The sequence below is a fragment of the Comamonas badia DSM 17552 genome (genome assembly GCF_000484635.1).
Taxonomy (GTDB): Bacteria; Pseudomonadota; Gammaproteobacteria; order Burkholderiales; family Burkholderiaceae_C; genus Comamonas_C; species Comamonas_C badia.
Genome location: NZ_AXVM01000005.1, coordinates 36,084 through 61,821 on the forward strand (window position 1 = coordinate 36,084; position 25,738 = coordinate 61,821).

Sequence of the window (25,738 nt, forward strand, 5' to 3'; positions counted from 1 at the left end):
CTTCCCCCAGAGAGGGAAGGAGTCGAATTCTGAATCGAGGAATATACGCATGACGGAACTGCTGGTTCAACGCAAAGACGGTGTCCTCTGGCTCACCATTGCCCGCGAAGAGCGGCGCAATGCGATGAGCGCGGCGGTGGTCGAAGGCCTCACGCGGCAATTGCAGCAGGCCAATGCCGACCGCAGCCTGCGCGCCATCGTGCTCACCGGCGCGGGTGAGAAGGCCTTCTGTGCCGGGGCCGATCTGGCCACGGGCAAGTCGTTCAAGTTTGACTATTCCGAACCGCAGCAGGGCTTTGCCAACCTGCTGCGCGCGGCGCATGCCACGCATCTGCCCTTGATTGCACGCGTGAACGGTGCCTGCATGGCGGGCGGCATGGGGCTGCTTGCGATGTGCGACCTGGCGGTGGCCGCGCCGCACGCGCGCTTTGGCCTGCCGGAGGTGAAGGTGGGCGTATTCCCCGCGCAGGTGCTCACCGTGCTGCAGGGCTTGGTCGGCCGGCGCGCGCTGGCAGATTTGTGTATCACCGGCGAACCGATGGACGCGCAGCAGGCGCTGGCCATTGGCCTGATCAACGAGGTGGCCGAGGATCTGGACGCCGCAGTGGGCAAGCTCCTTGCGCGCATCCTGGATAAATCCCCCGCCGCCATCCGCCGCGGGCTGTATCTGATGAAGCACCTGGACGGCCTGCCGTTCGCGCAGTCCATGGCCTTTACCGAAAGCCAGATTGGCCTTTTTGCGCTGACCGAAGACGCGGCCGAGGGGCAGGCCGCCTTCCGTGAAAAGCGGGCACCGAACTGGAGTGGCAAATGACGGACACAAAAATCATCCGCATCGGCGGCGCCTCCGGCTTCTGGGGCGATTCCAGCGTGGGCGCGCCGCAGCTGGTGGCGAGCGGCCAGGTGGACTACCTGGCGTTCGATTACCTCGCCGAGCTCACCATGTCCATCCTGGCCGGCGCGCGCATGAAAAAGCCCGAGCTGGGCTATGCGACCGACTTCGTCACGGTGGCGATGCGCGCCGTGCTCAAGGACGTGGTGGCCCAGGGCATTCGCGTGGTGAGCAACGCCGGCGGCGTGAACCCCGAGGGCTGCGCCGATGCGCTGCGCGCGCTGGCCGCCGAGCTGGGCGTGGCGGTGAAGATTGCTGTCGTCACGGGTGACGACGTGATGCCGCAATTGCCCGCCCTGCGCGATCGCCAGCCGCCGGTGGCCGAGTTGCAGAGCGGCGCGCCACTGCCCGCCAAGATCGTCACCGCCAACGCCTACCTGGGCGCGCTGCCCATCCAGGCGGCGCTGGATGCGGGCGCGCAGATCGTCATCACCGGCCGCTGCGTGGATTCGGCGGTGACGCTGGGCATCCTGATGCACGAGTTCGGCTGGCAGGCTGATGACTACGACCGCCTGGCGGGAGGCAGCCTGGCCGGCCACATCATCGAATGCGGCTGCCAGGGCACGGGCGGGCTGCATACGGATTGGGAGGCGGTGCCCGACTGGGCGCATATCGGCTACCCCATCGTCGAATGCGCGGCGGATGGCAGCTTCACCGCCACCAAGCCCGCGGGCACCGGCGGGCTGGTCGCGCCGCAGGTGGTGGCCGAGCAGATGCTGTATGAAATCCACGACCCGAAAGCCTATCTGCTGCCCGATGTGGTCTGCGATTTCACGCAGGTGACCATGGTGCAGACGGGCGCCGATCGTGTGCGGGTGGCAGGCGCGCGCGGCGTGGCGCCGACGGGCAGCTACAAGGTCTGCGCGACGTACATCGATGGTTTCAAGACCTCGGCGCAATTGACCATCGTCGGTATCGACGCCGTGGCCAAGGCGCGGCGCACCGGCGAGGCGATTCTGGAGCGTGTGGGCGGTTTGCTTGCCGCGCAGGGCATGGCGCCGTTCAGCGCCACGCACATCGAGGTGCTGGGGGCCGAGTCCGGCTGGGGGGCGCTGGCCAACCTAGCCGTGCAGCACACGCGCGAAGCGGTGCTGCGGCTCACCGCGCGCCATGCCGACAGGAAGGCGCTGGAGCTGCTGGCGCGCGAGATCGCGCCTGCGGGCACCTCGTTCGCTCCGGGCACCACCGGCGCGGGTGGGCGGTCTGGGGTGTCGCCGCTGATACGGCAATACGCGTTTTTGCTGGACAAGGCGAGCGTGGCGCCTGTGGTCGTGCTGGAGGGTGTTCTGGTCGCCGTCGGCCCTCACCCCCGCCCTCTCCCAGAGGGAGAGGGAGCAAATGCATCCCCGGTATCTCCCCCTCTCCCTCTGGGAGAGGGCAGGGGTGAGGGCTTGCATTCAAATCGGCCTGTAGCGCTTGACCACCCTGCGCAAACAGCTATCAATAATGAAGAGCAGACAGTACAAGTGCCTCTCATCCGCCTCGCCTGGGCCCGCTCGGGCGACAAGGGCGACACCTCCAACATCGGTGTGATCGCGCGCAAGCCCGAGTGGCTGCCCCTGCTGCGCGCCCAGCTCACGCCCGAGGCGGTGAAGGCCTACCTGGCCCACGCCATCCAGGGCCAGGTCACACGCCATGAGGTGCCCGGCATCCACGCCTTCAACTTCGTCTGTGAACAGGCGCTGGGCGGCGGCGGCATGGCGTCGCTCAACAACGACGCGCTGGGCAAGGGCATGGGGCAGATGCTGCTGACCATGCCGATCCAGGTGCCAAGCGCATGGGGGTTGAAAGCATGAATGTTCAATTCGATTTCTCCGGCCGCCACGCCGTGGTCTTTGGCGGCACCACCGGCATCAACCTCGGTATCGCTCAGGCCTTTGCCGCTGCGGGTGCCGATGTGACGGTCGTCAGCCGCAAGCAGGCGAATGTGGACGCCGCCGTGGCCACGCTGGGTGCGCGCGGCTTTGGCACCGTGGCCGATGTGCGCGACGAGGCCAGCGTGCGCGCCGCGCTGGCGGCGGCCCATGACAAGCACGGCCCCATCGACGTACTGGTTTCGGGCGCGGCGGGCAACTTCCTTGCGGATGTGAACAGCATGTCGTCCAACGCCTTCAAGGTGGTGGTGGACATCGATCTGGTGGGCAGCTTTCACGTCGCGCGCCATGCGTTTGAGCATCTTCGCAAGCCCGGCGCGAGCGTGCTCTTCATCAGCGCGCCGCAGGCGGTCGTGCCCATGCCCTGGCAGGCGCATGTGGGCGCGGCCAAGGCCGGCATAGACCAGTTTGCGCGCGTGCTGGCGCTGGAGTGGGGCGCGGCCGGGGTGCGGGTGAACGCCATCTCGCCCGGGCCGATTGCCGGCACCGAAGGCATGAAGCGCCTGGCCCCGCAAGGCCCTGAAGGCGATGCGCTGGTGCGCGCCATGGTGCCGCTGGGGCGCATGGGCACGCCGCGGGACATCGCCCACCTGGCGATGTTTCTTGGCTCGGATGCCGCGGCCTACCTCTCGGGCACCGTGATTGCCTGCGACGGCGGCGCCCAGAACATGCTCACGCCCATGATCACCGCTGCCATCGGGCAGGGCATGGCAACTCGTTGAACTTCACGACGTAAACAGGAGACCCACCCATGATCGAGATTCCCACCACCGACGCCCTGCGCCGCATCCGCCGCGTGGCGCTGGGCGACTTCGTGCACCGCAGCGCGCTGAAATTCCCCGGGCGCACCGCCGTGGTCGATGGCGACCTGCGCCTGAGCTATGCCGAGCTCGATGCGCGCAGCTCGCGCTTTGCACACTACCTGCTCGACACCATAGGCAGCGGCTGCCAGGTCGGCATGCTGTGCCTGAACTCGGCCGACATGGTGGTGGCCTACAACGGCATCCACAAATCCGGCAACGTCTGGGTGCCGGTGAATGTGCGGCTCGATGCCGACACCATCGCCTACGTCCTGCGCCACGCCGAGGTGTCGGCCGTGGTGGTGGACGAGGCCTTCATGGCCATGCCCGAACTCGCCGCCGTGCTGCGCGAGCTGGCGGTGCCGCTTATCCTGAGCATGGCGGCGGGCGCCGCGCCCCATGGCGCTATCGCGTTTGCGCAGGCCTGGGCGGGCCGCAGCGCGGCGCTGCCCGACGCCGTGATCGGCAGCGACCAGCCCGCGCTCATCATGTACACCAGTGGCACCACCGGCAGGCCCAAGGGCGTGGTGCACTCGCACGCCTCGGTGGCGGCCGCGCTCATGGGCAACATGGTGGGCATGCAGATCACGCAGCAGGATGTGTTCTCGGGCGTGCTGCCGCTGTTCCACTGCGCCCAGCATTGCCTGGTGGCCACCGCCCATGCGGCCGGCGCCACGGTGGTGCTGCTGCGCGGCTTCGTGCCCGACGAGGTGCGTGCCTCCATCCTGCGCGAGAACTACACCATCTTCACCGGCCTGCCGATGATGTACGGCGCGCTGCTGATGGAGCCGACGTTCCGTGCGCCATCGGTGCGCCTGGCGATGTACGCCATGGCGCCCATTCCCAAGCCGCTCATCGCCCAGATCGCCGGGCGCATGACGCCCGAGGTGATGCTCGCCACGGGCCAGACCGAGATGTACCCCGGCACCATGACCTTCCGCCCCGGCGACTGGCCGGATCTGGACGCCAACTACTGGGGCACCTCGCTGCCGCACAACGAAACGGCAGTGATGGACGACGACGGGAATCTGCTGGGCGAAGGCCAGCCGGGCGAGATCGTGCACCGCGGAGCCAACGCCATGCTCGGCTACTTCAAGGACCCCGAGGCAACGACGGCCGCGCAGCGCTTTGGCTGGCACCACACGGGCGACCTGGGCATGTGGGGCCCGCAGGGGCAGATGATGTTCCTCGACCGCAAGAAGGACATGATCAAGACCGGCGGCGAGAACGTCGCCAGCGTCAAGGTCGAGGCGGTGATCCTCGCGCACCCGGCGGTGGCCGGTGTGGGCGTCATCGGCCTGCCGCATCCGCGCTGGATCGAGGCGGTCTGCGCCTTCGTGGTGAAGAAGCCCGGCGCCGACTTGGATGAAGAGGCGCTGCTCGCGCATTGCCGCGCCCAGCTGGGCGGCTTTGAGGTGCCCAAGCTCGTGCGCTTCATCGATGCCTTGCCTGCAACCTCGACGGGCAAGGTGCAAAAGCATATGCTGCGCAAGCAGTTCGAGGCGGTGGCGCAAGAGGCCTGGGGGCAGGACGGAGCGTGATAGCGGGGTGGCCGGCGTCGACACGGTGCTTCGGCCGATAGATGTCATACGGATTTTGAAGCAGCATTGATGGGGGGACTCACCATGGACCAAGGCATTGGCAGCTGGACCACGCTGCACGCGCAGCGCAACCCGCAAAAACTGGCTTTCATCGACGCCAACACCGACCGCCGCTACACCTTCGGCGAGGTGGAGCAGCGCACCAACGCGCTCGCGCACGCGCTGCGCGCGCAGGGGGTGCGCAAGGGCGACCGCGTGGCGCTGCTGGCGCTCAACAGCCCGCATTTCCTCGAGGTGGCGATCGCCACCGCCAAACTGGGCGCGGTCTTCGTGCCCATCAACTTCCGGCTGACCGCGGCCGAGGTGCGCTACATCCTCGACGACGCCACGCCCTGCGTGCTGTTTGCGTCCACGCAGACGCTGGAGACCGCGCGCAAGGCGGCCGACGGCAGCCTGGTGCGCCATGTGATCGAAATCCCCTCGGCCGCCAAACGCGCCGCGGGCGAGGGCGCGGATTACGAGGCGTGGATCGCCCAGGGCGGTGCGGCAGAGCACGCACCGGTGCGCGTTCTTCAGAATGAGGTCGCCTCGCTCATGTACACCTCGGGCACCACGGGCTTCCCCAAGGGCGCGATGCTCACGCATGGCAACCATCTGTGGAACGCCTTCACCCACTTCGCGATGACCGAGGGGCTCACGCCCAGAGATGTCTCGCTGGTCAGCGCGCCGCTGTTTCACATCGGTGCCTTCGGCATCTACACGCTGCCGCTGATCTATCTGGGCGGCAGCTCCGTCATCCTGGAGTCCTTCGACCCGGCCGGCTGGCTCGCGGCGGTGGAAAAATACCGGCCGACGCTGGCCTTCTGCGTGCCGGCCATGTGGGGTGCGATTGCGGCGAAGGGCCTGGAAGGGCGCGATTTTGCGTCGCTGCGCTGCGCCATCTCCGGCGGCGCGCCCTGCCCGCTGGTGCTCATCGAGAAGCTGCGCGGCCACGGCCTGGTGTTCACCGAAGGCTTCGGGCTGACCGAGACCGCGCCGGTGGCTTCCGCACTGGGCGCGGACGAGGTGGTGGCGCATGCCGGCTCGGTCGGCAAGCCCATCGCCCACGTCGAATACCGCATCGTCAGCGAGCAGCGTGTGGATCTGGCGGTGGGCGAGACCGGCGAGCTGCTGATCCGCGGCCCCAACGTGTTCGTCGGCTACTGGCAAAAGCCCGAGGCCACGCGCGAGGCGCTGGACGAGGACGGGTGGTTCCACAGCGGCGACCTGGCGCGCGTGGACGCCGAGGGCTTTTATTACATCGTCGATCGCAAGAAGGACATGGTCATCAGCGGCGGCGAGAACGTGTACCCGGCCGAGATCGAGCAGGTGCTCTATCAGCGCCCCGAAATCGCCGAGGTCGCCGTGCTGGGCACGCCCGATGCCAAGTGGGGCGAAGCGGTGACCGCCGTGGTGGCCCTCAAGCCCGGCGCGCAGCTGGGCGCCGACGAACTCATTGCCTGGGCGCGCGAGCGGCTCGCCGGCTTCAAGTGCCCGCGCGTGATCCGTTTCGTCGACGCCCTGCCGCGCACCGCCACGGGCAAGGTGCTCAAGCGCGAGCTGCGCAAGTTCTGGAGCGCGGATGGCGCGGCGGTGCAGCGCTGACGACCCTGTAGCAGGCATCCCAAGCCGGGAAATTTCACGGCATGACGATGGGGTATCGGTTGTCAATGAGTAGTTTCCCATGATCCGAGCGGACTATGGCAATGGGCTTGCAGCATTGGATTGTCCGGACAATGCAGGAACTGGGTACCAGCATGGGGTGGTCTCTTCGCCCAATACGGCGTTCAACGGATACGCCAACCCGGCCAGCTTCTCTCGCGCCATCGAGTTCACGCTGAACAGCCTCTACCTCACCCGTGCGTGGAATGACGGCACGACGCGTTTCGAGGGTTTCAACGGCGTGAATTCACTGTTCGTGCTGGATGTGTTCGCGACGACCAGCGCACCCACCCTGGTGAATTTTGGCTGGGCCGGCATCACCCGGGTGCGCATGACCACCCTGGGCGGCGACCGGTCGCACGCCGCGATAGACGACATCACCGTGAATGCCGCTGTGAGCGCCGTGCCGCTGCCGGCCGCGGCCCTGCTGCTGGGTTCCGGTCTGCTGGGCATGCTCGGCATCGGTCGCAAAAAGCGTGCGCCGGCTGGGCTGGCGGCGTAGACAGGCTAGTACGTTTTCGCTCCCGTGAGAAAGCGACCGCAAGGTCGCTTTTTGTTTGAGATGCATCCGCTGATGCAGCGGCATGCCGTTGTCAGTGCGTGGACAATCGCCTGATGCCTGACAACGCCCCTCCTGCCCCGCCCACCGCAACTGGATCCTCGCCGGCCTGGCGCTGGTGAGCTGGGTGTTTTCCATCTACCTCGTCGCGCAGACGATGACGATTCCGATCTACGGCAAGCTCTCCGATCTGTTCGAGCGCAGCTTTGCGTGGCTGGACAAGAACAGGCGGCTGTGGAAGAACTGCGAGCGGTTCCTGAACACCAGCTTGCGGTTGGTCCACTTGGCATTCTTGGCACTGCTAATCAGAAGATCGTGAACGCGTTCTCAGAGCATGCGCCGCAGTGTATTGTCCTTCTTGACGACGTGGTGCACCAGGGCCATGCCGATGTGGCCAATGACCATCACCAGCAGCAACCAGGCGACCGGCGAGTGCAGGGCACCCCCCACGCTGGCCAGCCACGGCACCTCGGCGTCTTTGGCGACCAGCTCGATGCCGAACACGGTCAGGCCATAACCCTTGCCGATCAGGATCGCGATGCCGGTCAGCGGCAGCAGCACCATGCCGGCATACAGCAGGACGTGCCCGGCCTTGGCCAGAAAAGCCATCAGCGGTTCGCGCGATGCCAGGGGGCGGTTGTAGCGCTGCCAGACGATGCGCAATGCCACCAGCAGCAGCAACAGCGTGCCGATCGAGACGTGCCAGGACACCAGGGTCTGGCCAACCCAGTGCTCGCCGTCGCCGATGCGGTCGAAGAACTTGAGGAACTGCCAGCCCACCAGTAGGGCCATGCCCCAGTGGAGCAGCCGCGAAGTGGCGCCGTAGCGTTCTTGGGAGTCGATGTTCATGAGGATCTCTTTTTCTGCTTGGGTTGAACAGGGCCGCCCGCCCGCGTGGGCGGCGGGGCGGTTACTGGTCGCTGGCCGCGTTCAGCTTGTCCACGGCGGCGGCGGGCAGCGACAGATCGGCAGCGCGCAGGATGTCGTCGAGTTGCCCGATGCTGGTGGCGCTGGCGATCGGCGCCGTGAGGCTGGGGCGGCCGATGAGCCAGGCCAATGCGACCTGCGCCGGAGTGGCCGACACCTCGGCCGCCACCTGGCGCAGCACGTCCAGCAGCTTCAGGCCGCGCGCGTCGAAGTAGCCCTTGAGGAAGCCTTCGCGGGCCGAGCCCTTCAAGTCGTCGGCGCTGCGGTACTTGCCGGTCAGGAAGCCGCTGGCCAGCGAAAAGTAGCTGACCACGCCCAGCTCATGCTCCTGGGCCACCCCCGCCAGCGCCGACTCGAAGCTGGCGCGTTCGTACAGGTTGTACTGTGGCTGGACGACCTCGTAACGCGGCAGGCCTTGCGCCTTGGAGACCGCCAGGGCGTCGCGCAGCCGCTCGGCGCCGTAGTTGGACGCCCCCAGGGCGCGCACCTTGCCGGCCTCGACCAGCCGGCCGAAGGCGCCCAGGGTCTCGGCCAGCGGCACCTCGGCGTCGTCGATGTGGGCGAAGTACACGTCGATGTAATCGGTGCGCAGGCGCTTGAGCGAGTCGTCCACGGCGGCGGCGATGTTGCCCGCCGACAGGCCCTTGCGCGGAGCCCACATGCCGACCTTGGTCATCAGCACCACGTCGTCGCGGCGGCCGCGCTTGGCGAGCCAGTGGCCGATGACGGTTTCGGATTCGCCGCCGGCCAGGCCCGGGCCCCAGGATGAATAGACGTCGGCGGTGTCGATGGCGTTGAAGCCGCGTTCGACGAAGCGGTCGAGCAGCTGGAAGGAGGTCGTCTCGCCGGCCGTCCAGCCGAAGACGTTGCCGCCGAAGACCAGCGGGGAAATGCTCGGGCCGGAGCGGCCCAGTTGACGTTGTTGCATGATCGGTTCCTCGGATAGGTTGGTTGATGTCCGCTCGCCAATGTGTCAGGCGATGGTTTCCACCGTGCCGCCGTCGACCCGCAGCGCGGCGCCGGTGGTGGCGCTGGCCTGGGGCGAGGCCACGTAGACGCTGAGGTTGGCCACTTCTTGCGCATCGGCAAAGCGCCCCAGCAGGTTGGAGGGGCGGTTTTCCGCCAGGAACAGGGCTTCCATCGCGGCGGGCGTGACGCCGCGCTCGGCGGCCAGGTCGGCCATCATCCGTACCCCGCCTTCGGTGCGCGTGGGGCCCGGCAGGATGGTGTTGACCGTGACGCCGCTGCCGGCCAGGACTTTGGCCAGACCGCGCGACAGGCCTTGCAGCGCGGCCTTGCTGGCGCCGTAGTGCACCATCTCGGTGGGGATGTTGAGCGCCGACTCGCTGGAGATGAACTGGATGCGGCCCCAGCCTCGCTCGCGCATGCCGCGGGCGTAGTGGCGCGACAGGCGCACGCCGCTCATCACGTTGACTTGCCAGAACTGCTCCCACAGCGCGTCGTCGATGTCGAAGAACTCGCATGCGCCGTAAATGCCCAGGTTGTTGACCAGGATGTCGGTCTCGGGGCGTGCGGCGATCAGCACGGCGCAGCCTTCAGTCGTGCCGACGTCGGCGACCACGCCACTGGCGTCGTCGCTGCGCAGCTTCGCCAGCGCCTCGTCCACGCGCGCCTGGCTGCGCCCGGCGATGGTGACGCTGGCGCCGGCCTTGGCCAGGCCGGTGGCGATGGCCAGGCCGATGCCGCCGGTGGAGCCGGTGACGATGGCGCGTTTGCCGGAAAGGTCGATCTGCATGGGGTATCTCCTGTAAAGGTAAAGAGGGCTGGATCAGCCGAAACGGAAGGCGGAAAGGGTGGTTTTCATCACTTCCTCCGAATAAATCTTGCGGCCTTCGGAGCCCGCGCCCGCACCGGCGGCGACCAGCAGCGGCAGCAGATGCTCTTCGCCGCCCGGTGGGTGGCTGTCGCGGGCGTGGGGCGCGCTTGCCCACTCGCGCAGCAGCGCCTCGCGCTGTTCGGTATCGCTTTCGACCGCCGCGCTCAGCCAGTCGTCGAACTTGGCCGAGACCGGCGTGTAGCGCGGGTCGCCGTAGCCGCGCATGTTGTGGAAACTCATGCCGCTGCCCACAATCAGCACGCCCTCATCGCGCAGCGCGGCCAGCGCGCGGCCGGCGGCGATGTGCGCGGCCGGGTCCATGTCATGGCGCAGTGAAAGCTGCACCACCGGCACCTCGGCCTTGGGGAACATCAGCTTGAGCGGAATGAAGACGCCGTGGTCGTAGCCGCGTTGCGGATCGACCCGCGCCTGCGCGCCGGCTTCGCCCAGCCGTTGGACGATGCGCTCGGCCAGGGCCGGATCGCCGGGTGCCGGGTAGGTCAGCTCGTAGGTGTGCGCCGGGAAGCCGCTGTAGTCGTAGATCAGACCTGGCCGTGCGTGGCCGGTGACGCTGAAGCCGCGCTCGAGCCAGTGGCCCGATACCAGCACGATCGCACGTGGCGTCCCCGGCAGAGTGCCGGCGACACCCTTGAGGAAGGCGGCCATGTGGTCCCAGGTGTCGGCCGGATTCCAGTCCATGAAGAAGCAGGGGCCGGCACCGTGGGGGATGAAGAAAACCGGCATGCGCGCGCTGTGGTTGATCGCGGTGGAGGTGGTGATCGTGTTCATGGTTGTTATTTTTATCTCCAATGAATAAAAATAGAATCTGTCAATGGAGACCAATACTTCATACTGATAGTGCTAAATTAAAGGCATGGACCGGATCACCAGCATGCGCGTCTTCGTGCGCGCCGCCACCGACGGCAGCCTCTCGGCGGCCGCGCGCCACCTGGGCATGTCGCCCGCCATGGCCACCAAGCACGCCAATGCGCTGGAGGCGCGCCTGGGCGTCAAGCTGTTTCACCGCACGACTCGGCGCCTGGCCCTGACAGAGGCCGGCAGCGACTACCTGGACGCCTGCCTGCGCATCCTGCCCGAGATTGACGAAGCCGAGGCCGCTGCGACCTCGCAGCGGATCAAGGCCACCGGCCTGTTGCGGATGAACGTGCCGCTGTCCTTCGGCCGCTGCTTCGTGGCGCCGCTGATGCCGGCGTTCAGCCGCCGCTATCCCGAGGTGACGGTGGAACTGGGGCTGAGCGACGCCGAGCTTGACCTCATCGCCGGCAGCTGGGATCTGGCCATTCGCATCGGCCGCCTGGCCGACAGCCCGCTACAGGTGCGCCGCCTGGGCGACAGCCCCATGCGGGTGTGCGCCTCGCCCGCCTACCTGGACGAGCGAGGCGTTCCGCGCCACGTGACCGAGCTGGTCCAGCACAACTGCCTGGGCTACACGCTCTCGGGCACCCAGGGCCGCGAGCACTGGGCCTTTGGCACCCAGGGCGAGGTGCATGTGCCGATCAGCGGCAACCTGATGGCCAACAACGGCGATGCCCTGCTGGCAGCTGCGGTGCGCGGCCAGGGAATCATTTACCAGCCGGAGTTCATCGTTGGCGAGGCGGTGGCGCGCGGCGATCTGGTGGCGCTGGAACTCGACAGGCCACTGGTGGACCTGGGCGGCATCCACGTGCTCTACCCGCCCGACCGCCGCCCGCCGGCCAAGGTCCGGGTGATGGTCAACTACCTGGTCGAGGCCTTCGCGGCGAATCCGGTCTGAGGAGGCGACTTTTCGTGGGCCGGTGGTTTCAATCGGCATAGGGGGCAATCATTATTGACGGCACCCCTGCCACAGACAGGGACGCTCCCGGTTTGTTAACTACAAAATTGGGAAGCCCGTTCGCCCCTGTCTGCTCAAATGCACGCCTGGCCGATGGAAGGCCCGAGCTGCCTCCCAATCTTCCGCGACATGCCACCACCTCGCACGGTCGCTTTTTGCTTGGGCTGCGTCCCGAGGCTGCCGTTCGCGGTTTCGGCGGGTAGAGAATCGGGCGATGTCTGCCACCTCCGCGCCCGCACCTGCCCACCGTGGCTGGATTCTCATCGGCCTGATGGCCATGATGATGCTGGCGGCGATGGACACCACCATCGTCTCCACCGCCATCCCGCAGATCGTCGGCGACCTGGGCGGGCTGGCACTGGTGAGCTGGGTGTTCTCCATCTACCTCGTCGCGCAGACGGTGACGATTCCGATCTACGGCAAGCTCTCCGATCTGTTCGGGCGCAAGCCCGTGCTGCTGGGCGGCACGGTGCTGTTCCTGATCGGCTCGGTCGCCTGCTCCATGGCGTGGAACATGCACGCCCTCATTGCCTTCCGCGGCCTGCAGGGTCTGGGCGCGGGCGCGATCATGGCGACGGTGATGACACTGGCGGGGGACCTCTACACCGTGCAGGAGCGCGGCGCGGTGCAGGGCTGGCTGTCCAGCGTCTGGGGCATGGCGGCGATCGCCGGGCCGCTGCTGGGCGGGGCGTTTGCCGAATACGCCTCATGGCGCTGGATTTTCCTCGTGAACCTGCCGATCGGCGCGCTGGCGCTGCTGCTGGTGGGGCGGGAGCTGCATGAAACCTTTCACCGGCGCGAGGCGCGCATCGACGTCGCGGGCGCGGTGCTGCTGTTCGTCGCGCTCAGCCTGCTGATCTTTGGCGTGCTGGAGGGCGGGCAGGCCTGGCCCTGGGCATCGTGGCAGATGGGCTTGATTGGCGTGCTGGCGGTGCTCTCGCTGGCGGCGCTGGTGCTGGTGGAGCGCCGCGCGGCGGAGCCGATTTTGCCGGGCTGGCTGTGGCGCCGGCGCGAGCTGGCGGGCTCCAACCTGGCGGCGATCGGCATGGGGCTGGTGATGATGGCGCCCAGCATCTTTCTGCCCACCTTTCTGCAATCGGTGCAGGGGCTGGGAGCGATTGCCGCCGGCTTCGTGCTGGCCACGCTCAGCCTGGGCTGGCCGGCGGCGTCCGCGCTGTCGCCGCCGCTGTACGCGCGTTTTGGCTTTCGCGATGCGGGGCTGTTCGGCTGCGCGCTGATCTTGCTGGCCTCGCTCGCCTTTCTCTGGCTGCCGCGTCCGCAGCCGGTGCCGTGGGTGCTGCTCGACCAGGTGCTGCTGGGCGCCGGACTGGGCTTCTTTTCCACGCCGATTCTGGTGGGCATGCAGTCCACCGTCGATTGGGGGCAGCGCGGCGTGGTGACGGGCTCGCACATGTTTGCGCGCTACCTCGGACAAAGCCTGGGCGCGGCGCTGTTTGGCGCCATCTTCAATGCGGCGCTGGGCGCGCGGCTGGCGGGTGCTCCCCAGGCCCTGGCGGGGCAGGTGCCGCAGACGGTGGATGCCGTCATGGGGGCGCTGCACTCGCCCGCCACCGCCCCGGCGGTGGGTGCCTGGCTGCGCGGTGCAATGGGTGCGGCGACCGATGCGCTCTATCGGGGCATGAGCGTGATTGCGTTGCTGATGCTGCTCGTGCTGCTGGTGGCGCCGCGCCGATTTCCAGTCATCGAGGAATAGAGGGAACCAAGGGTTAACCCTTGTTTCCAAAATAACCCCGCCTGCGGCAGGATGGCGCTCTCGCTCTCTTTTCTGGATGGAGTCCCATGGCGGCCACTACCCTGGGTATCAAGGTCGATGACCTGCAGCGCGATCGCATTCACGCCGCGGCGCGGCAGATCGGGCGGACACCGCACTGGCTGGTGAAGCAGGCGGCGATGCTCTATGTGGATGCCGTCGAGCGCGGCGCCACGGACATCTCGCTGCGCGGCCTGCCCGGCGGACCGGAGGAAGCAACAGCCGAGGCGGTGCAACCAGCTTCGGCGCAAGAGGTGCAACCATTTCTTGCCTTTGCCCAGTCCATCCTGCCGCAAACCCCGCTGCGCGCGGCGATTACGGCAGCCTGGCATCGCCCGGAGCCCGAGTGTCTGGCCACCCTGCTGCCGCAGGCGCGCCTGAGCGATGAGGGGGAACTCGCCAAGGTCGGCGCGCTGGCCGCCCGCCTGGTGCAGGGCCTGCGCGATGCGCCGGTCACGAGCGGTGTGGCGGCGCTGGTGCGGGAGTTCTCGCTCTCCAGCCAGGAAGGCGTGGCGCTGATGTGCCTGGCCGAGGCGCTGCTCCGCATTCCCGACCGCGCCACGCGCGACGCGCTGATCCGGGACAAGATCAGCCGCGGCGACTGGCGCGCGCATGTGGGGCGCTCGCCCTCGCTGTTCGTGAATGCCGCCGCCTGGGGTCTGGTGCTCACCGGCAAGCTCACGGCCACGAGCAGCGAAAGGACGCTATCGGCGGCGCTCACGCGTGTGATCGGCAAGGGCGGCGAGCCGCTGATCCGTCAGGGCGTGCACCGCGCGATGAAACTCATGGGCGAGCAGTTCGTCACCGGCCAGAACATCGCCGAGGCGCTGGCCAACAGCCGCGCCCACGAAAAGCAGGGCTTTCGCTACAGCTACGACATGCTGGGCGAGGCGGCGACGACGGAGCAGGACGCGCAGCGCTATCTGGCCCATTACCAGCAGGCCATCCACGCGATAGGCAGTGCGTCCAACGGACGCGGCATCTTCGATGGCCCCGGCATCTCCATCAAGCTCTCGGCGCTGCACCCGCGCTATGCGCGCGCGCAGTACGAGCGCGTGATGCAGGAGCTGCTGCCGCGCGTGCTGCACCTGGCGGAGCTCGCGCGCCAGTACGACATCGGCATGAACATCGACGCCGAAGAGGCCGACCGGCTGGAGCTCTCGCTCGACATTCTGGAGGCCCTGTGCGCCGCGCCGTCGCTCAAGGGTTGGAGCGGCATAGGCTTCGTGGTGCAGGCCTACCAGAAGCGCTGCCCGCAGGTGATTGATTACCTGGTTGATTTGGCGCGCCGCAGCCGCCGCCGCCTGATGGTGCGCCTGGTCAAGGGCGCCTACTGGGACAGTGAAATCAAGCGCGCCCAGATCGACGGCTACGCGGGCTATCCCGTCTACACGCGCAAGGCCTACACCGATGTGAGCTACATCGCCTGCGCCAAAAAGCTGCTCTGCGCACCCGATGCGATCTACCCGCAATTTGCCACGCACAACGCGCAGACGCTGGCCAGCATCCACCACCTGGCGCTGGCCGTGGGCGGCAGCTACTACAGTGGGCAATACGAATTCCAATGCCTGCACGGCATGGGCGAGCCGCTGTACGCGCAGGTGGTGGGGCCGACGGCCGAGGGCAAACTTGCGCGGCCGTGCCGCATCTACGCGCCGGTGGGCAACCACGAAACGCTGCTCGCCTACCTGGTGCGGCGCCTCTTGGAAAACGGTGCCAACACCTCGTTCGTGAACCGCATAGGCGACGCCAGCATTCCCGTGGCCGAGCTGGTGCGCGACCCGGTGGATGATGTGCGCGCGATCGCGCAGGCCGAAGGGCAATTGGGCGCGCCGCACCCGGGCATTGCCCTGCCCAGGGACTTGTACCTGAATCAGCCCATGTTCTCGCGGGCCAATTCCCACGGGCTCAACCTGCACAACGAGCAGCGCCTGGCCTCCCTGGCCGTGGCCCTGCTGCAGAGCACCAGCCACCCCTGGTGGGCCGCCGCGCCCGGCGTGGAGCCGCCGCCCGACCCGGCGCAGGCCGATGGCTGGCAGGCGGTGCGCAACCCGGCGCAGCTCACCGACACCGTGGGCTGGGTGCGCGAGGCCTCGGCCGACGAAGCCGACCTGGCCGTGCGGCGCGGCGCGCAGGCGCTGCCGATCTGGGCCGGCATGCCGCCCGCGGGCCGCGCCGATGCGCTGCTGCGCGCGGCCGACCTGCTGGAGCAGCGCGGCCAGACACTGATGGGGCTGATCCAGCGCGAGGCCGGCAAGACCCTGGCCAGCGCGCTCGGCGAGGTGCGCGAGGCGGCGGACTTCATGCGCTACTACGGCGCGCAGGTGGCGGCGCAGTTCGACAACGCGGCGCAGCGCCCGCTGGGCGTGGTGCTGTGCATCAGCCCCTGGAATTTCCCGCTCGCGATCTTCACCGGGCAACTCGCGGCGGCGCTCGCCGCGGGCAACGTGGTGCTGGCCAAACCGGCGGAACAGACGCCGCTCACCGCCGCCGCCATGGTGGCCATACTGCACGAGGCGGGCGTGCCGCAGGATGCGCTGCAGCTGCTGCCGGGCCAGGGCGAAACCGTGGGCGCGCAGCTCGTGGCGCACCCGCTGGTGGCGGGCGTGATGTTCACCGGTTCCACGCAGGTGGCGCGGCGGCTGGCGCGCCAGCTGGCCACGCGCCTCTCGCCCGATGGCCATGCCGTGCCCCTGATTGCCGAGACCGGCGGCCTGAACGCGCTGGTGGTGGATTCCTCCGCGCTCGCCGAACAGGTGGTGCTCGACGTGCTGACCTCGGCCTTCGATTCCGCCGGGCAGCGCTGCTCGGCGCTGCGCCTCTTGTGCCTGCAGGAGGATGTGGCGGCGCGCCAGCTCACCATGCTGAAAGCGGCGCTGCAGGAGTGGCGCATGGGCAACCCCGATCGCCTCGCCACCGACGTGGGCCCGGTGATCGACGAGGCCGCGCGCGCGCAGATCGAGGCGCACATCGACGCCATGCAGGCCGCGGGCCAGAAGGTCACGCGCCTGCACCAGAGCGATGGCAATGGTTGGTTCGTGGCGCCCGCAATTATCGAAATTGATATCGCCTCGCGCTTGACACACGAGGTTTTTGGGCCGGTTTTGCATGTGGTTCGCTACCAGCGCGATCACCTCGATGAACTCATCGCGCAGATCAACGCCAGCGGCTACGGCCTCACCTTTGGCGTGCACAGCCGCATCGACGAAACCATAGAACACCTCACCGACCAGGTGCAGGCGGGCAACATCTACGTGAACCGCAACATCATCGGCGCCGTGGTGGGCGTGCAGCCCTTTGGCGGCATGGGGCTCTCGGGCACCGGCCCCAAGGCGGGCGGGCCGCTGTACCTGCACCGCCTGGTGCAGGAGGCGCCGGGCGACGCGCTGGCGCTGCTGCCCAAGGCGCAGGCCACGGTGGGCGAGCCTTCGGGGGCGGTGCTCGCCCCACTCGCCGGCGCGAATCTGCCGCAGGTGGACGGCGCGCAGGCAAAGGCCTTGATCGATGCGGCCATGCGCGCCTCGCGCCTCCATGAGCGCTGGCTGCTCGCGGGCCCCACGGGCGAATCCAATGCCTGGCGGCTGCTGCCGCGCGGCCCGGTCTGGGCGCTGCCCGCGAGCCCACTGGGGCTGCTCGCGCAGGTGGTGGCGGCGCTGGCCAGCGGCAACCGCTGCCATGCGGTGCTGCCCGAGGACGGGGGCGCCTGCGCCGCGCTGTGGCAGGCGCTGCGCGCCGCGCTGGGTGCCGCCGCCGAGGGCCGCTTGCGGCAGGGCAGGCATGAGGACATCGCCGACGGCGCGCTGCCCGTGGCGGCGCTGCTCTTTGAAGGCGATGGCGATGCGCTGAAACAGCTTCTGGGCACCGTGGCCGAACGCGCCGGTGCGCTGGCGCGGGTGAGCCGCCGCACGGTCTTCGAGCTGCAGGCCGGCCGGGGCTACGACCTCGCGGCGCTGGTGCATGAGCAGTCGATCAGCACCAACACGGCAGCGGCCGGAGGCAACGCGCAGCTCATGACGATGGCGTGAAACGCTGCAAGAAATGCTGACAGGCGGCGCCGCGCCGGCATCGTCGCCGCCAAACGCGGACAATCGCGCCGCCCATGACCTCATCCGACGAAATCTTCAGCCTGCGGCGGCTGGCGCTGCCCGCGTTCGGCCCTTCCCTGATGTTCGGCCTGTGCGAGGGTACCATCCTGCCGGTGCTCGCGCTCAGCGCGCGAGCGCTCGGCGCGAGCCTGGCCGAGGCCGGGTTCATCGTCGCGCTGGTGGGTCTGGGCTCGTTCCTGGCCAACATCCCTGCCGCCTGGCTGGCCAGCCGCTTTGGCGAGCGCCGGGCGATGATCGGCGCCTCCGTGTGTTCGCTGCTGGCGCTGGTCGTCTGTCTGGTGGCGCCCGCGGTGTGGCTGTTTGGCCTGGGTGTGCTGATGGTGGGGCTGTCGCGCGCCGTGTTTCTGCTGGCGCGCCAGAGCTTCCTGGTCGAGGCGGCGCCCCCGGGCGTGCGCGCGCGGGCGATGGCGATGCTGGGCGGCGTGCACCGCATCGGCATGTTCATCGGGCCTTTTCTCGGGGCGGCGGCCATCCATGGCCTGGGGCTTTCGGGCGCCTATTGGGCGGCGCTGGTGGTGACGCTGGCCATGGGCGCGCTGTCGGCGCTGGTGCCGGATCTGGAGCCTGTTGGCGCGCCCGCCGATGCGCCATCGCCGGCCGCGCCCACCACGCTGCAGCTGCTGCGCGATCACCGCCCTGTGCTGCTGACCCTGGGCGTGGCGAGCGCGCTGGTGTCCGCCATCCGCGCCTGCCGCCAGGTGGTGATACCGCTGTGGGCCAGCCACATCGGGCTGGATGCCGCCACCACCTCGCTGATTTACGGCCTGATGGGCGCGGTGGACATGCTGCTGTTCTACCCCGCGGGGCGCGTGATGGACCAGCGCGGGCGCCGTGCGGTGACCATCCCCAGCCTGCTCATCATGGGCACCAGCCTGCTGGTGATGCCGCTCACCGGCGGCTTTGCCAGCCTGCTGGCCGCGAGCATGCTGCTGGGCGTGGGCAATGGCATAGGCGCGGGCATCGTGCTCACCATCGGCGCGGATGCCTCGCCGGTGCAGGGGCGCACGCAGTTCCTTGGCCTGTGGCGCGTGATCACCGACATCGGCGGCGGCGGCGGGCCGCTGCTGCTGTCGGGGCTGACGGCGCTCATCACGCTGGCGGGCGGCATCGTGGTGACGGGCGGGCTGGGGTTTGTGTCCGCCTGGATGTTCTGGCGCTGGCTGCCGCGCAAGCAGGCCGCGGCGCGCAGCCGGTCCGCCACGCCCTGAGCGGCGCCATCCGCGAATGGAGCACGGCGCGGCCCGCCAGGCTCACTGCGGCGCAAGAATGATTTCGGTGAGCTTCCAGCCGAGCCCGCGCCGGCCCAGCACGAATTGCGTGTCGCCGCCGCGCCCGTGGGCGGTCACGACGAAGCGGTTCCACGAGCGGTAGCCCATGTCGGCCTGGGCGAGCGGCTGGCGCGCGTCCCCGCCGGCTTCGTTCTCCGGGCCGGCGGGCGTGGGAGGCTGCGGCTTCTTTGGATTGCCGCCGGCCATGAGCTCGGCGACCCCGGCGGGGGTGACGTAGGCGTCCACCAGCCTGTCCACCACCGCACCCGCCAGCGGCGCCACCAGAGCAGCCAGCGGGTTCAGCTCGTTGCCGCCGCCCTCGGCCATGGTGTGCAGCAGCCGTGCATTCATCTGGTCTTTCAGGCTCTGGCGCACACTGGCGAAATCCACGTGGCCTGCCAGGGCCTGGGCATCGCGTGCCTGGGCGGCGTCACGGATGCGGACCACCGTGAGCCACGGCGCCGCGATGATCCAGGCCAGCAGCAAGGCGGCAAGTGCCAGGGCGACAGCGGATTTGCGGTTCATCGCATGCAGCATACCGCGTCTGCATGCCTGCCTGGCTGCGCGGTTCAGCGCTGTGGCTGGTGTGCCGTGATCGCCTTGCGCGCGGCCGCATCCAGCGCAAAACCGGCGCCATGCCGCGTGGCGAGTTCATCCGCGCGCCGGAGGAACGCCTCCACGCCCGTGCCATGGATGAACTGCATCGCCCCGCCCGTCCAGGCCGGGAAGCCGATGCCGAAGATCGAGCCGATGTTGGCGTCGTGCGCGCTGGTGAGCACGCCTTCGGCCAGGCAGCGCGCGGTCTCTATCGCCTGGCGGTAGAGGATGCGGTCCTGGATGTCCTGCACGTTCCAGGCGGCGCCGGGTTTCTCGAACAGGCTTGTGAGCCGCGGCCAGAGTTCTTTCCTGCCGCCCTGCGGGTAGTCGTAGAAGCCGCCGCCGCCCGCGCGCCCCGGGCGCCCCAGTTCCTTGACCATGCGCTCCACCAGCAGTTCGCCGAGCGTGGCGCCGTAGGTCTTGCCTTCGGCGGCCAAGTCGGCGCGGGTCTGGTCCATGACGTGCACGCCCAGGGACAGTGAGGTTTCATCGAGCACCGCCAGCGGCCCGACGGGCATGCCGGCCTGCATCGCGGCGTTTTCGATGACGGCGGCGGGGATGCCCTCGGCCAGCATCGCCGCGCCTTCCATCACGAAGGTGGCGAAGGTGCGGCTGGTGTAGAAGCCGCGTGAATCGTTGACGACGATGGGCACCTTGCCCAGCGCCTGCACGTAGTCGAACGCGCGCGCCACGGTGGCGTCGCTGGTTTGCTTGCCGCGGATGATTTCCACCAGCCGCATCTTGTCCACCGGGCTGAAGAAGTGGATGCCGATGAATGTCTCCGGCGCCTTGCTGGCGCTGGCCAGGCCGCTGATCGGCAGCGTGGAGGTGTTGCTGGCGAAGAAACCGCCCGCCGCCAGGTGCGGCTCGGCCTCCTGTGTGACCTGGGCCTTGAGGGCGCGGTTCTCGAACACGGCCTCGATGATGAGATCGCAGCCGTTCAGATCGGCCGCGTTGGCGGTGGGTGTGATGCGCGCGAGCAGCGCCTCGGCCGCCTCGGCGCTCATGCGGCCTTTTTCCACGCGCCTGGCAGCCAGCCTGGCGCTGTAGGCCTTGCCCGCTTCGGCCTTCTCCAGGCTCACATCCTTGAGGATGGTGGCGATGCCGCGGCTGGCCTGCGCCCAGGCGATGCCCGCGCCCATCATGCCGGCGCCCAGGATGCCGACCTTGGCGGGCTTGAAGCGCTCCTTGACGGGCGGGCGCGATTTGCCGCTCTTGATCGCGTTCAGGTCGAAGAAGAAGGCGCTGACCATGTTGCGCGCCACCTGCCCGGTCATGACCTTGGCCAGATACCGGCTTTCGATGCGCAGCGCGGTGTCGTAATCGACGATCGCCCCTTCGACCATGCAGCTCAATGCCGCCTCGGGTGCCGGGTAGCGGCCGCGCGTGGTCTTGCGCAGCATGGCGGGCGCCACGGCCAGGCCGGCGGCGATCTTGGGGTTGCTCGGCGTGCCGCCCGGAATCTTGTAGCCCTTCTCGTCCCAGGGCTGGTGCGCCTCGGGGTGGGCGGCAATCCAGGCCAGCGCCGCGGGCAGCAGCGCGTCCCTGCCTGCGGCCAGTGCATGCACCAGCCCGAGCTCCTTCGCTTTTGAAGGGTTGAAGAGCTTGCCTTCGAGCACATAGGGCTGCGCGCCCATCAGGCCGAGCAGCCGCACCATCTTGGTGATGCCGCTGGCGCCGGGGATCAGGCCCAGCGTGACCTCGGGCAGGCCGAGCTGGATCCTGGCGTCATCGACGGCGATGCGGTGGTGCGCGATCAGCGCCACCTCCCAGCCACCGCCCAGCGCCGAGCCGTTGAGGCAGGCGACGACGGGAATGCCCAGCGTCTCCAGCGTGCGCGCCTGCTTCTTCAGGCGCTCGATTTGCGCGAACGCCTGTGGTGCGTCGGCTTCGGTCAGGCGCAGCACGGCCCTGAGATCGGCGCCGGCGAAGAAGCTGCTCTTGGCCGAGGCGAGGGCTATGCCCTTGAGCGCGCCGCCCAGCTTTTCGCGGTCGGCCAGCACCTGCGCGGTGACCTCGGCAAAGTCGTCCTGCCATTGCTGGCACATGGTGTTGACGGGCGAATCCGGCTCATCAAAGGTGATGAGGGCGACCTGGCCTTCGCCCTGCGCGGCGATGCGTTCGTAGCGGATGGTTTTCATGGGGTGTCTCCTCGGTGCTCAGACGCGCTCGACGATGGTGGCAATGCCCATGCCCCCGCCCACGCACAGCGTGACCAGGCCGGTGCGCAGATGGCGCCGCTCCAGCTCATCGATCAGCGTGCCCAGCAGCATCGCGCCGGTGGCACCCAGCGGGTGGCCCATGGCGATGGCGCCGCCGTTGACATTGACCTTCTCATGCGGCACCCCCATCTCGCGCATGAAGCGCATGGGCACGGCGGCGAAGGCCTCGTTCACCTCGAACAGGTCGATCTGGTCGATGGCCATGCCCGCACGCGCCAGCGCCTTGCGCGTGGCAGGCATGGGGCCGGTGAGCATGATGGTGGGGTCTGCGCCGCTCACCGCCGTGGCGACGATGCGCGCGCGCGGCGTGAGGCCGTGGGTTTTTGCGGCGGTTTCGCTGCCGATCAGCACCACGGTGGCGCCATCGACGATGCCCGAGGCATTGCCCGCGTGGTGCACATGGTGGATGCGCTGCACCTGCGGGTAGCGCTGCAGCGCCACCTGGTCAAACCCCATGTCGCCGAGCTGCGCGAACGAGGGCTTGAGCGCCGCCAGCCCTTCGAGCGTGGTCTGCGGCTTGATGAATTCGTCCTCGGCCAGAATCACCTGCCCGAGCAGGTCGCGCACCGGCACCACCGAGCGCTGGAACCAGCCCTGCGCCCGTGCGTGCGCGGCGCGCTTCTGCGATTCGACGGCGAAGGCATCCACGTCGGTGCGGCTGAAGCCATCGAGCGTGGCAATCAGGTCCGCGCCTATGCCCTGGGGCACGAAGAGCGTTTCCAGATTGGTGGCCGGATCCTGCGCCCAGGCGCCGCCGTCGCTGCCCAGCGGCACGCGGCTCATGCTCTCCACGCCACCGGCGACGACCAGGTCTTCCCAGCCGCTGGCCACCTTCTGCGCGGCCAGGTTCACCGCCTCCAGGCCCGAGGCGCAGAAGCGGTCGATCTGCAGACCGGCGCAGGTCCAGTTCCAGCCCGCCTTGAGTGCCGCGATCTTGGGCAGCACCGAGCCCTGCTCGCCCACCGGCGAGACGATGCCCATCACCACGTCATCGACGGCCGCCGTGTCAAAGCCCTGGCGCGCCTGCAATTCGTGCAGCAGTCCGACGGCCAGGTCTATGGGTTTGACCTCGTGCAGGCTTCCATCCTTCTTGCCCTTGCCGCGCGGGGTGCGCAGGGCCTCGAACACATAGGCGGTGGTCATGCTGGGGTCTCCTAAAATCTTAATAGAAACTGGCTTTAACGCTTGCTCATCATGCGCTATCAGCTATGCATTTATCTCCTTCCCCCTTTGGGGGAAGGCAGGGATGGGGGCGGGCTGGCAAAGGCGCGGCGGCAGGCTGGCCCCCACCCCAGCCCTCCCCCAGAGGGGGAGGGAGCCGATACCGGAGGGACGCTCATTTGGCGCCACCCAACCCCATGCTGCGCGAAATCACTTCCTTCATGATCTCGTTGGTGCCACCGTAGATGCGCTGCACGCGTGCATCGGCCCAGGCGCGGGTGATGGGGTACTCCCACATGTAGCCGTAACCGCCGAAGAGCTGCACACACTCGTCCATCACCTTGAATTGCAGGTCGCTGGTCCAGTATTTGGCCATGCTGGCGGTGGCGGTGTCGAGCTGGTCCTTGAGGATCAGCTCGCAGCACTTGTCCACGAAAACCCGCGCCACCTGCACTTCGGTCTGCAGTTCGGCCAGCGTGTAGCGTGTGTTCTGGAACGCAGCCACGGTCTGGCCGAAGACCTTGCGCTGCTTGACGTAGTCCAGCGTCCAGTCGATCGCGGCCTGCGCGGCGGCGACGGCGGTGATGGCGATCTGCAGCCGCTCCCACGGCAGCTGCTCCATCAGGCAGATGAAGCCCTTGCCCTGCATCGCGGCGCCGCCCAGCAGGTTTTCGACCGGCACCTTCACGTCGTTGAAGAACAGCTCGGAGGTGTCCTGCGCCTTCATGCCGGCCTTTTTCAGGCGCTGGCCTTTCTCGAAGCCCGGCATGCCGCGCTCGATGAGCAGCAGGCTGGTGCCCTTGGCGCCCGCGGCCGGGTCGGTCTTGGCGACCAGGATGACCAGATCCGCATGCCAGCCGTTGGTGATGAAGGTCTTGCTGCCGTTGACCACGTAGTGGCTGCCGTCCGGCGACAGCAGGGCGGTGGTCTTCACGCCCTGCAGATCGCTGCCGGCCGCGGGTTCGCTCATGGCGATGGCGCCCACCATTTCGCCGCTGGCAAGCTGGGGCAGGTATTTCTTCTTTTGCGCCTCGGTGCCGTAGTGCAGGATGTAGGGCGCGACGATCTCGCTGTGCAGGCCAAAGCCTATGCCGGTGCAGCCCGCACGCCCGATGGCCTCCATCTGCACGACGGAGTAGCGCTTGTCGGCGCCCGCGCCGCCGTAGGCCTCGGGCATGCTCATGCACAGAAAGCCGTTGGCGCCGGCCTTGCGCCAGACCTCGCGGTCCACATAGCCCTGTTCTTCCCAGCTGGCGTGGTGCGGCGTGATCTCTTTCTCGATGAAGCGGTGGAAGCTGTCGGCGAACGACAGGTGGTCGGCATCAAAAAGCGTGCGTTCGATCATGGCGGTATTTCCCAAAGCAATTGCTTGATTTAATTGTGGCAGCCTGGTGCGGCAAACCCAGTCGCCCAAACGACAAACCGCCCGGAGGCGGTTTGTGTCGTGGTTCGGTAAAAATTATTTGGTGTGGTACTGCGAGACCACCTTCCACTTGCCATCCTGCACCTGCGACAGGCGCCAGGCGGTGCTGCCCAGGTGCTTGGTCGCGGTAAAGGTGGTGGGGGCACTGCCGAAGATGTCCGTCTGCGTGCTGAAGTTCTCCATCGTCTTGATGAAGCCGTCGGTCGTCAGGTTCGGGCCGGTCTTGGCCACGGCCTGCAGGAATGCGTCCATCACGATGTAGCCATAGGCCGAGAAAATGCCGCCGTCTTCATTGAACCTGGTCTTGTACTTGGTGGCCCAGAACGCCAGCGGCTTGTTGCTGGCGTCATCCGTGTAGGGCACCTGCGCCGCCATGGTGGCGTAGAGGCCGTCCATCGCCTTGCCGGCGAGCTTGGGAATCAGTTCGCTGTAGGCGGCGGCCGAGCCGAGGAACACCGGGTTGAAGCCCATCTTCTTGGCCGTGCCTATGGTGCCTATGGTCTCGCGGATGATGGTGCCCAGCGTCACCAGCTCGCAGCCCGCGGCCTTGGTCTTGGCGACCTGCGAGGAGAAATCGGTGGCGCCGCGCTTGAAGCTGGCCTTCTCGGCCAATGGCATGCCGATGTCCTTGAGGCCGTCTTCGGTGCCCTTGAGCACCTCCTCGCCGAATTCGTCGTCCTGGTAGATCACGCAGACCTTGGTGAGCTTTTTCTCCTTGACCATCTCCGGCACGGCTTCGCGGATTTGCTGGTAGTAGGGCGCGATGAAGGCGTAGGTCAGCGGGTTCAGCGGCTCGTACATCTCGCGCGCGGCCGTGAGCGGCATGAAATTGAAGACCTTCTTGGGGAACAGCACCGGGAAGGTGGCCAGGTTGGCGGCCGTGCCGATATGGCCCACCATGGCGAAAACCTTTTCCTGGTTCACCAGTTTTTGCGCGGCGAGCACGGCGCGCTTGGGGTCGTAGCCGTCGTCCTCGACCTTGAGCACGATCTTGCGGCCGTTGATGCCGCCCTGTTCGTTGGCCTCGTCCACGCGCAGCTGCATGCCGTCGCGCGCCTGCTTGCCGATCGCCGCGATCGGACCGGAGAGGTCCTGGATGGTGGCGATCTTGAGCTCGGTCTTGGTGATGCCCTGGTTCTGCGCCAGCGCCGATCCGGCAAAGCCCAGGGCGCAAGCCAGGGCCAGAAGGCGGTATTTCGTCTGCATGGGAAGTCCTCCTTGTGTG

The 25,738-nt window shown here is 68.0% G+C and carries 19 protein-coding genes and 1 pseudogene; 11 read left to right on the plus strand and 9 right to left on the minus strand.

Going from position 1 to position 25,738, the window contains the following annotated elements; genetic code table 11:
- Positions 1-49 precede the first annotated feature (49 nt).
- The 7 genes and pseudogenes from K320_RS0111405 to K320_RS19090 all read left to right on the plus strand — a co-directional run.
- Positions 50-814, plus strand: a complete 765-nt coding sequence (locus K320_RS0111405) for an enoyl-CoA hydratase/isomerase family protein (protein WP_024538967.1) — start codon at positions 50-52, stop codon at positions 812-814.
- Entirely contained in the window at positions 811-2,688 is a 1,878-nt protein-coding gene (locus tag K320_RS0111410) for an acyclic terpene utilization AtuA family protein (protein WP_024538968.1), read from the plus strand. The genes K320_RS0111405 and K320_RS0111410 overlap by 4 nt, the downstream gene beginning before the upstream one ends.
- Positions 2,685-3,488, plus strand: a complete 804-nt coding sequence (locus tag K320_RS0111415) for an SDR family oxidoreductase (protein ID WP_024538969.1) — start codon at positions 2,685-2,687, stop codon at positions 3,486-3,488. The genes K320_RS0111410 and K320_RS0111415 overlap by 4 nt, the downstream gene beginning before the upstream one ends.
- Before the next feature lie 29 nt (positions 3,489-3,517).
- Positions 3,518-5,107: a class I adenylate-forming enzyme family protein gene (locus K320_RS0111420; RefSeq protein WP_024538970.1), complete on the plus strand. Its 1,590-nt coding sequence runs from the start codon at positions 3,518-3,520 to the stop codon at positions 5,105-5,107.
- 84 nt (positions 5,108-5,191) lie between these two features.
- Positions 5,192-6,751 carry an acyl-CoA synthetase gene (locus tag K320_RS0111425; protein ID WP_024538971.1) on the plus strand — a complete coding sequence of 520 codons (1,560 nt, stop codon included), beginning with the start codon at positions 5,192-5,194 and terminating at the stop codon, positions 6,749-6,751.
- A 79-nt stretch (positions 6,752-6,830) separates the two neighbouring features.
- Positions 6,831-7,310: a hypothetical protein gene (locus tag K320_RS0111430; protein WP_156913956.1), complete on the plus strand. Its 480-nt coding sequence runs from the start codon at positions 6,831-6,833 to the stop codon at positions 7,308-7,310.
- A gap of 253 nt (positions 7,311-7,563) precedes the next feature.
- Positions 7,564-7,686: pseudogene (locus K320_RS19090) on the plus strand (IS5/IS1182 family transposase); the annotation flags it as partial.
- An 8-nt stretch (positions 7,687-7,694) separates the two neighbouring features.
- On the opposite strand, the gene K320_RS0111440 reads toward K320_RS19090, so the two are convergent.
- From K320_RS0111440 to K320_RS0111455, 4 genes are all read right to left on the minus strand, one after another.
- A complete protein-coding gene (locus K320_RS0111440) occupies positions 7,695-8,216 on the minus strand; it encodes a cytochrome b (RefSeq protein ID WP_024538974.1) in 522 nt (173 codons plus the stop codon).
- A gap of 61 nt (positions 8,217-8,277) precedes the next feature.
- Positions 8,278-9,222 carry an aldo/keto reductase gene (locus K320_RS0111445; protein WP_034343372.1) on the minus strand — a complete coding sequence of 315 codons (945 nt, stop codon included), beginning with the start codon at positions 9,220-9,222 and terminating at the stop codon, positions 8,278-8,280.
- 45 nt (positions 9,223-9,267) lie between these two features.
- Positions 9,268-10,050 carry an SDR family NAD(P)-dependent oxidoreductase gene (locus K320_RS0111450; protein WP_024538976.1) on the minus strand — a complete coding sequence of 261 codons (783 nt, stop codon included), beginning with the start codon at positions 10,048-10,050 and terminating at the stop codon, positions 9,268-9,270.
- A gap of 33 nt (positions 10,051-10,083) precedes the next feature.
- Positions 10,084-10,920 (minus strand): DODA-type extradiol aromatic ring-opening family dioxygenase, encoded by an 837-nt coding sequence (locus K320_RS0111455; RefSeq protein WP_245593878.1) that lies wholly within the window; start codon positions 10,918-10,920, stop codon positions 10,084-10,086.
- Between the two features lie 85 nt (positions 10,921-11,005).
- Between K320_RS0111455 and K320_RS0111460 the strand changes: the two genes are divergently transcribed.
- The 4 genes from K320_RS0111460 (at position 11,006) to K320_RS0111475 (ending at position 19,050) form a co-directional block, all read left to right on the plus strand.
- Complete coding sequence (locus K320_RS0111460) at positions 11,006-11,905, plus strand: LysR family transcriptional regulator (RefSeq protein WP_024538978.1); 900 nt, start codon at positions 11,006-11,008, stop codon at positions 11,903-11,905.
- 274 nt (positions 11,906-12,179) lie between these two features.
- On the plus strand, positions 12,180-13,679 hold the full coding sequence (locus K320_RS0111465; protein ID WP_024538979.1) for an MFS transporter: 1,500 nt from the start codon (positions 12,180-12,182) through the stop codon (positions 13,677-13,679).
- Between the two features lie 86 nt (positions 13,680-13,765).
- Positions 13,766-17,761 carry a trifunctional transcriptional regulator/proline dehydrogenase/L-glutamate gamma-semialdehyde dehydrogenase gene (putA, locus tag K320_RS0111470; protein WP_024538980.1) on the plus strand — a complete coding sequence of 1,332 codons (3,996 nt, stop codon included), beginning with the start codon at positions 13,766-13,768 and terminating at the stop codon, positions 17,759-17,761.
- Between the two features lie 74 nt (positions 17,762-17,835).
- A complete protein-coding gene (locus K320_RS0111475; protein ID WP_024538981.1) occupies positions 17,836-19,050 on the plus strand; it encodes an MFS transporter in 1,215 nt (404 codons plus the stop codon).
- A 42-nt stretch (positions 19,051-19,092) separates the two neighbouring features.
- Here the strand turns inward: K320_RS0111475 and K320_RS0111480 are convergent, their stop codons facing one another.
- From K320_RS0111480 to K320_RS0111500, 5 genes are all read right to left on the minus strand, one after another.
- Positions 19,093-19,635 (minus strand): DUF2939 domain-containing protein, encoded by a 543-nt coding sequence (locus tag K320_RS0111480; RefSeq protein ID WP_029696076.1) that lies wholly within the window; start codon positions 19,633-19,635, stop codon positions 19,093-19,095.
- A gap of 44 nt (positions 19,636-19,679) precedes the next feature.
- Entirely contained in the window at positions 19,680-21,848 is a 2,169-nt protein-coding gene (locus K320_RS0111485) for a 3-hydroxyacyl-CoA dehydrogenase NAD-binding domain-containing protein (RefSeq protein ID WP_024538983.1), read from the minus strand.
- Positions 21,849-21,866: 18 nt separating this feature from the next.
- Positions 21,867-23,072: an acetyl-CoA C-acetyltransferase gene (locus K320_RS0111490; RefSeq protein ID WP_024538984.1), complete on the minus strand. Its 1,206-nt coding sequence runs from the start codon at positions 23,070-23,072 to the stop codon at positions 21,867-21,869.
- 193 nt (positions 23,073-23,265) lie between these two features.
- Complete coding sequence (locus tag K320_RS0111495) at positions 23,266-24,435, minus strand: acyl-CoA dehydrogenase family protein (RefSeq protein WP_024538985.1); 1,170 nt, start codon at positions 24,433-24,435, stop codon at positions 23,266-23,268.
- 114 nt (positions 24,436-24,549) lie between these two features.
- Positions 24,550-25,719: an ABC transporter substrate-binding protein gene (locus K320_RS0111500; RefSeq protein WP_024538986.1), complete on the minus strand. Its 1,170-nt coding sequence runs from the start codon at positions 25,717-25,719 to the stop codon at positions 24,550-24,552.
- Between the last annotated feature and the right edge of the window lie 19 nt (positions 25,720-25,738).

Bases quoted from the DNA above. Each gene is read 5' to 3' on its own strand.
- K320_RS0111405 (WP_024538967.1), top strand. From the start codon at position 50: ATGACGGAACTGCTGGTTCAACGCAAAGACGGTGTCCTCTGGCTCACC.
- K320_RS0111410 (WP_024538968.1), top strand. From the start codon at position 811: ATGACGGACACAAAAATCATCCGCATCGGCGGCGCCTCCGGCTTCTGG.
- K320_RS0111415 (WP_024538969.1), top strand. From the start codon at position 2,685: ATGAATGTTCAATTCGATTTCTCCGGCCGCCACGCCGTGGTCTTTGGC.
- K320_RS0111420 (WP_024538970.1), top strand. From the start codon at position 3,518: ATGATCGAGATTCCCACCACCGACGCCCTGCGCCGCATCCGCCGCGTG.
- K320_RS0111425 (WP_024538971.1), top strand. From the start codon at position 5,192: ATGGACCAAGGCATTGGCAGCTGGACCACGCTGCACGCGCAGCGCAAC.
- K320_RS0111430 (WP_156913956.1), top strand. From the start codon at position 6,831: ATGATCCGAGCGGACTATGGCAATGGGCTTGCAGCATTGGATTGTCCG.
- K320_RS0111440 (WP_024538974.1), bottom strand. From the start codon at position 8,216: ATGAACATCGACTCCCAAGAACGCTACGGCGCCACTTCGCGGCTGCTC.
- K320_RS0111445 (WP_034343372.1), bottom strand. From the start codon at position 9,222: ATGCAACAACGTCAACTGGGCCGCTCCGGCCCGAGCATTTCCCCGCTG.
- K320_RS0111450 (WP_024538976.1), bottom strand. From the start codon at position 10,050: ATGCAGATCGACCTTTCCGGCAAACGCGCCATCGTCACCGGCTCCACC.
- K320_RS0111455 (WP_245593878.1), bottom strand. From the start codon at position 10,920: ATGAACACGATCACCACCTCCACCGCGATCAACCACAGCGCGCGCATG.
- K320_RS0111460 (WP_024538978.1), top strand. From the start codon at position 11,006: ATGGACCGGATCACCAGCATGCGCGTCTTCGTGCGCGCCGCCACCGAC.
- K320_RS0111465 (WP_024538979.1), top strand. From the start codon at position 12,180: ATGTCTGCCACCTCCGCGCCCGCACCTGCCCACCGTGGCTGGATTCTC.
- putA (WP_024538980.1), top strand. From the start codon at position 13,766: ATGGCGGCCACTACCCTGGGTATCAAGGTCGATGACCTGCAGCGCGAT.
- K320_RS0111475 (WP_024538981.1), top strand. From the start codon at position 17,836: ATGACCTCATCCGACGAAATCTTCAGCCTGCGGCGGCTGGCGCTGCCC.
- K320_RS0111480 (WP_029696076.1), bottom strand. From the start codon at position 19,635: ATGAACCGCAAATCCGCTGTCGCCCTGGCACTTGCCGCCTTGCTGCTG.
- K320_RS0111485 (WP_024538983.1), bottom strand. From the start codon at position 21,848: ATGAAAACCATCCGCTACGAACGCATCGCCGCGCAGGGCGAAGGCCAG.
- K320_RS0111490 (WP_024538984.1), bottom strand. From the start codon at position 23,072: ATGACCACCGCCTATGTGTTCGAGGCCCTGCGCACCCCGCGCGGCAAG.
- K320_RS0111495 (WP_024538985.1), bottom strand. From the start codon at position 24,435: ATGATCGAACGCACGCTTTTTGATGCCGACCACCTGTCGTTCGCCGAC.
- K320_RS0111500 (WP_024538986.1), bottom strand. From the start codon at position 25,719: ATGCAGACGAAATACCGCCTTCTGGCCCTGGCTTGCGCCCTGGGCTTT.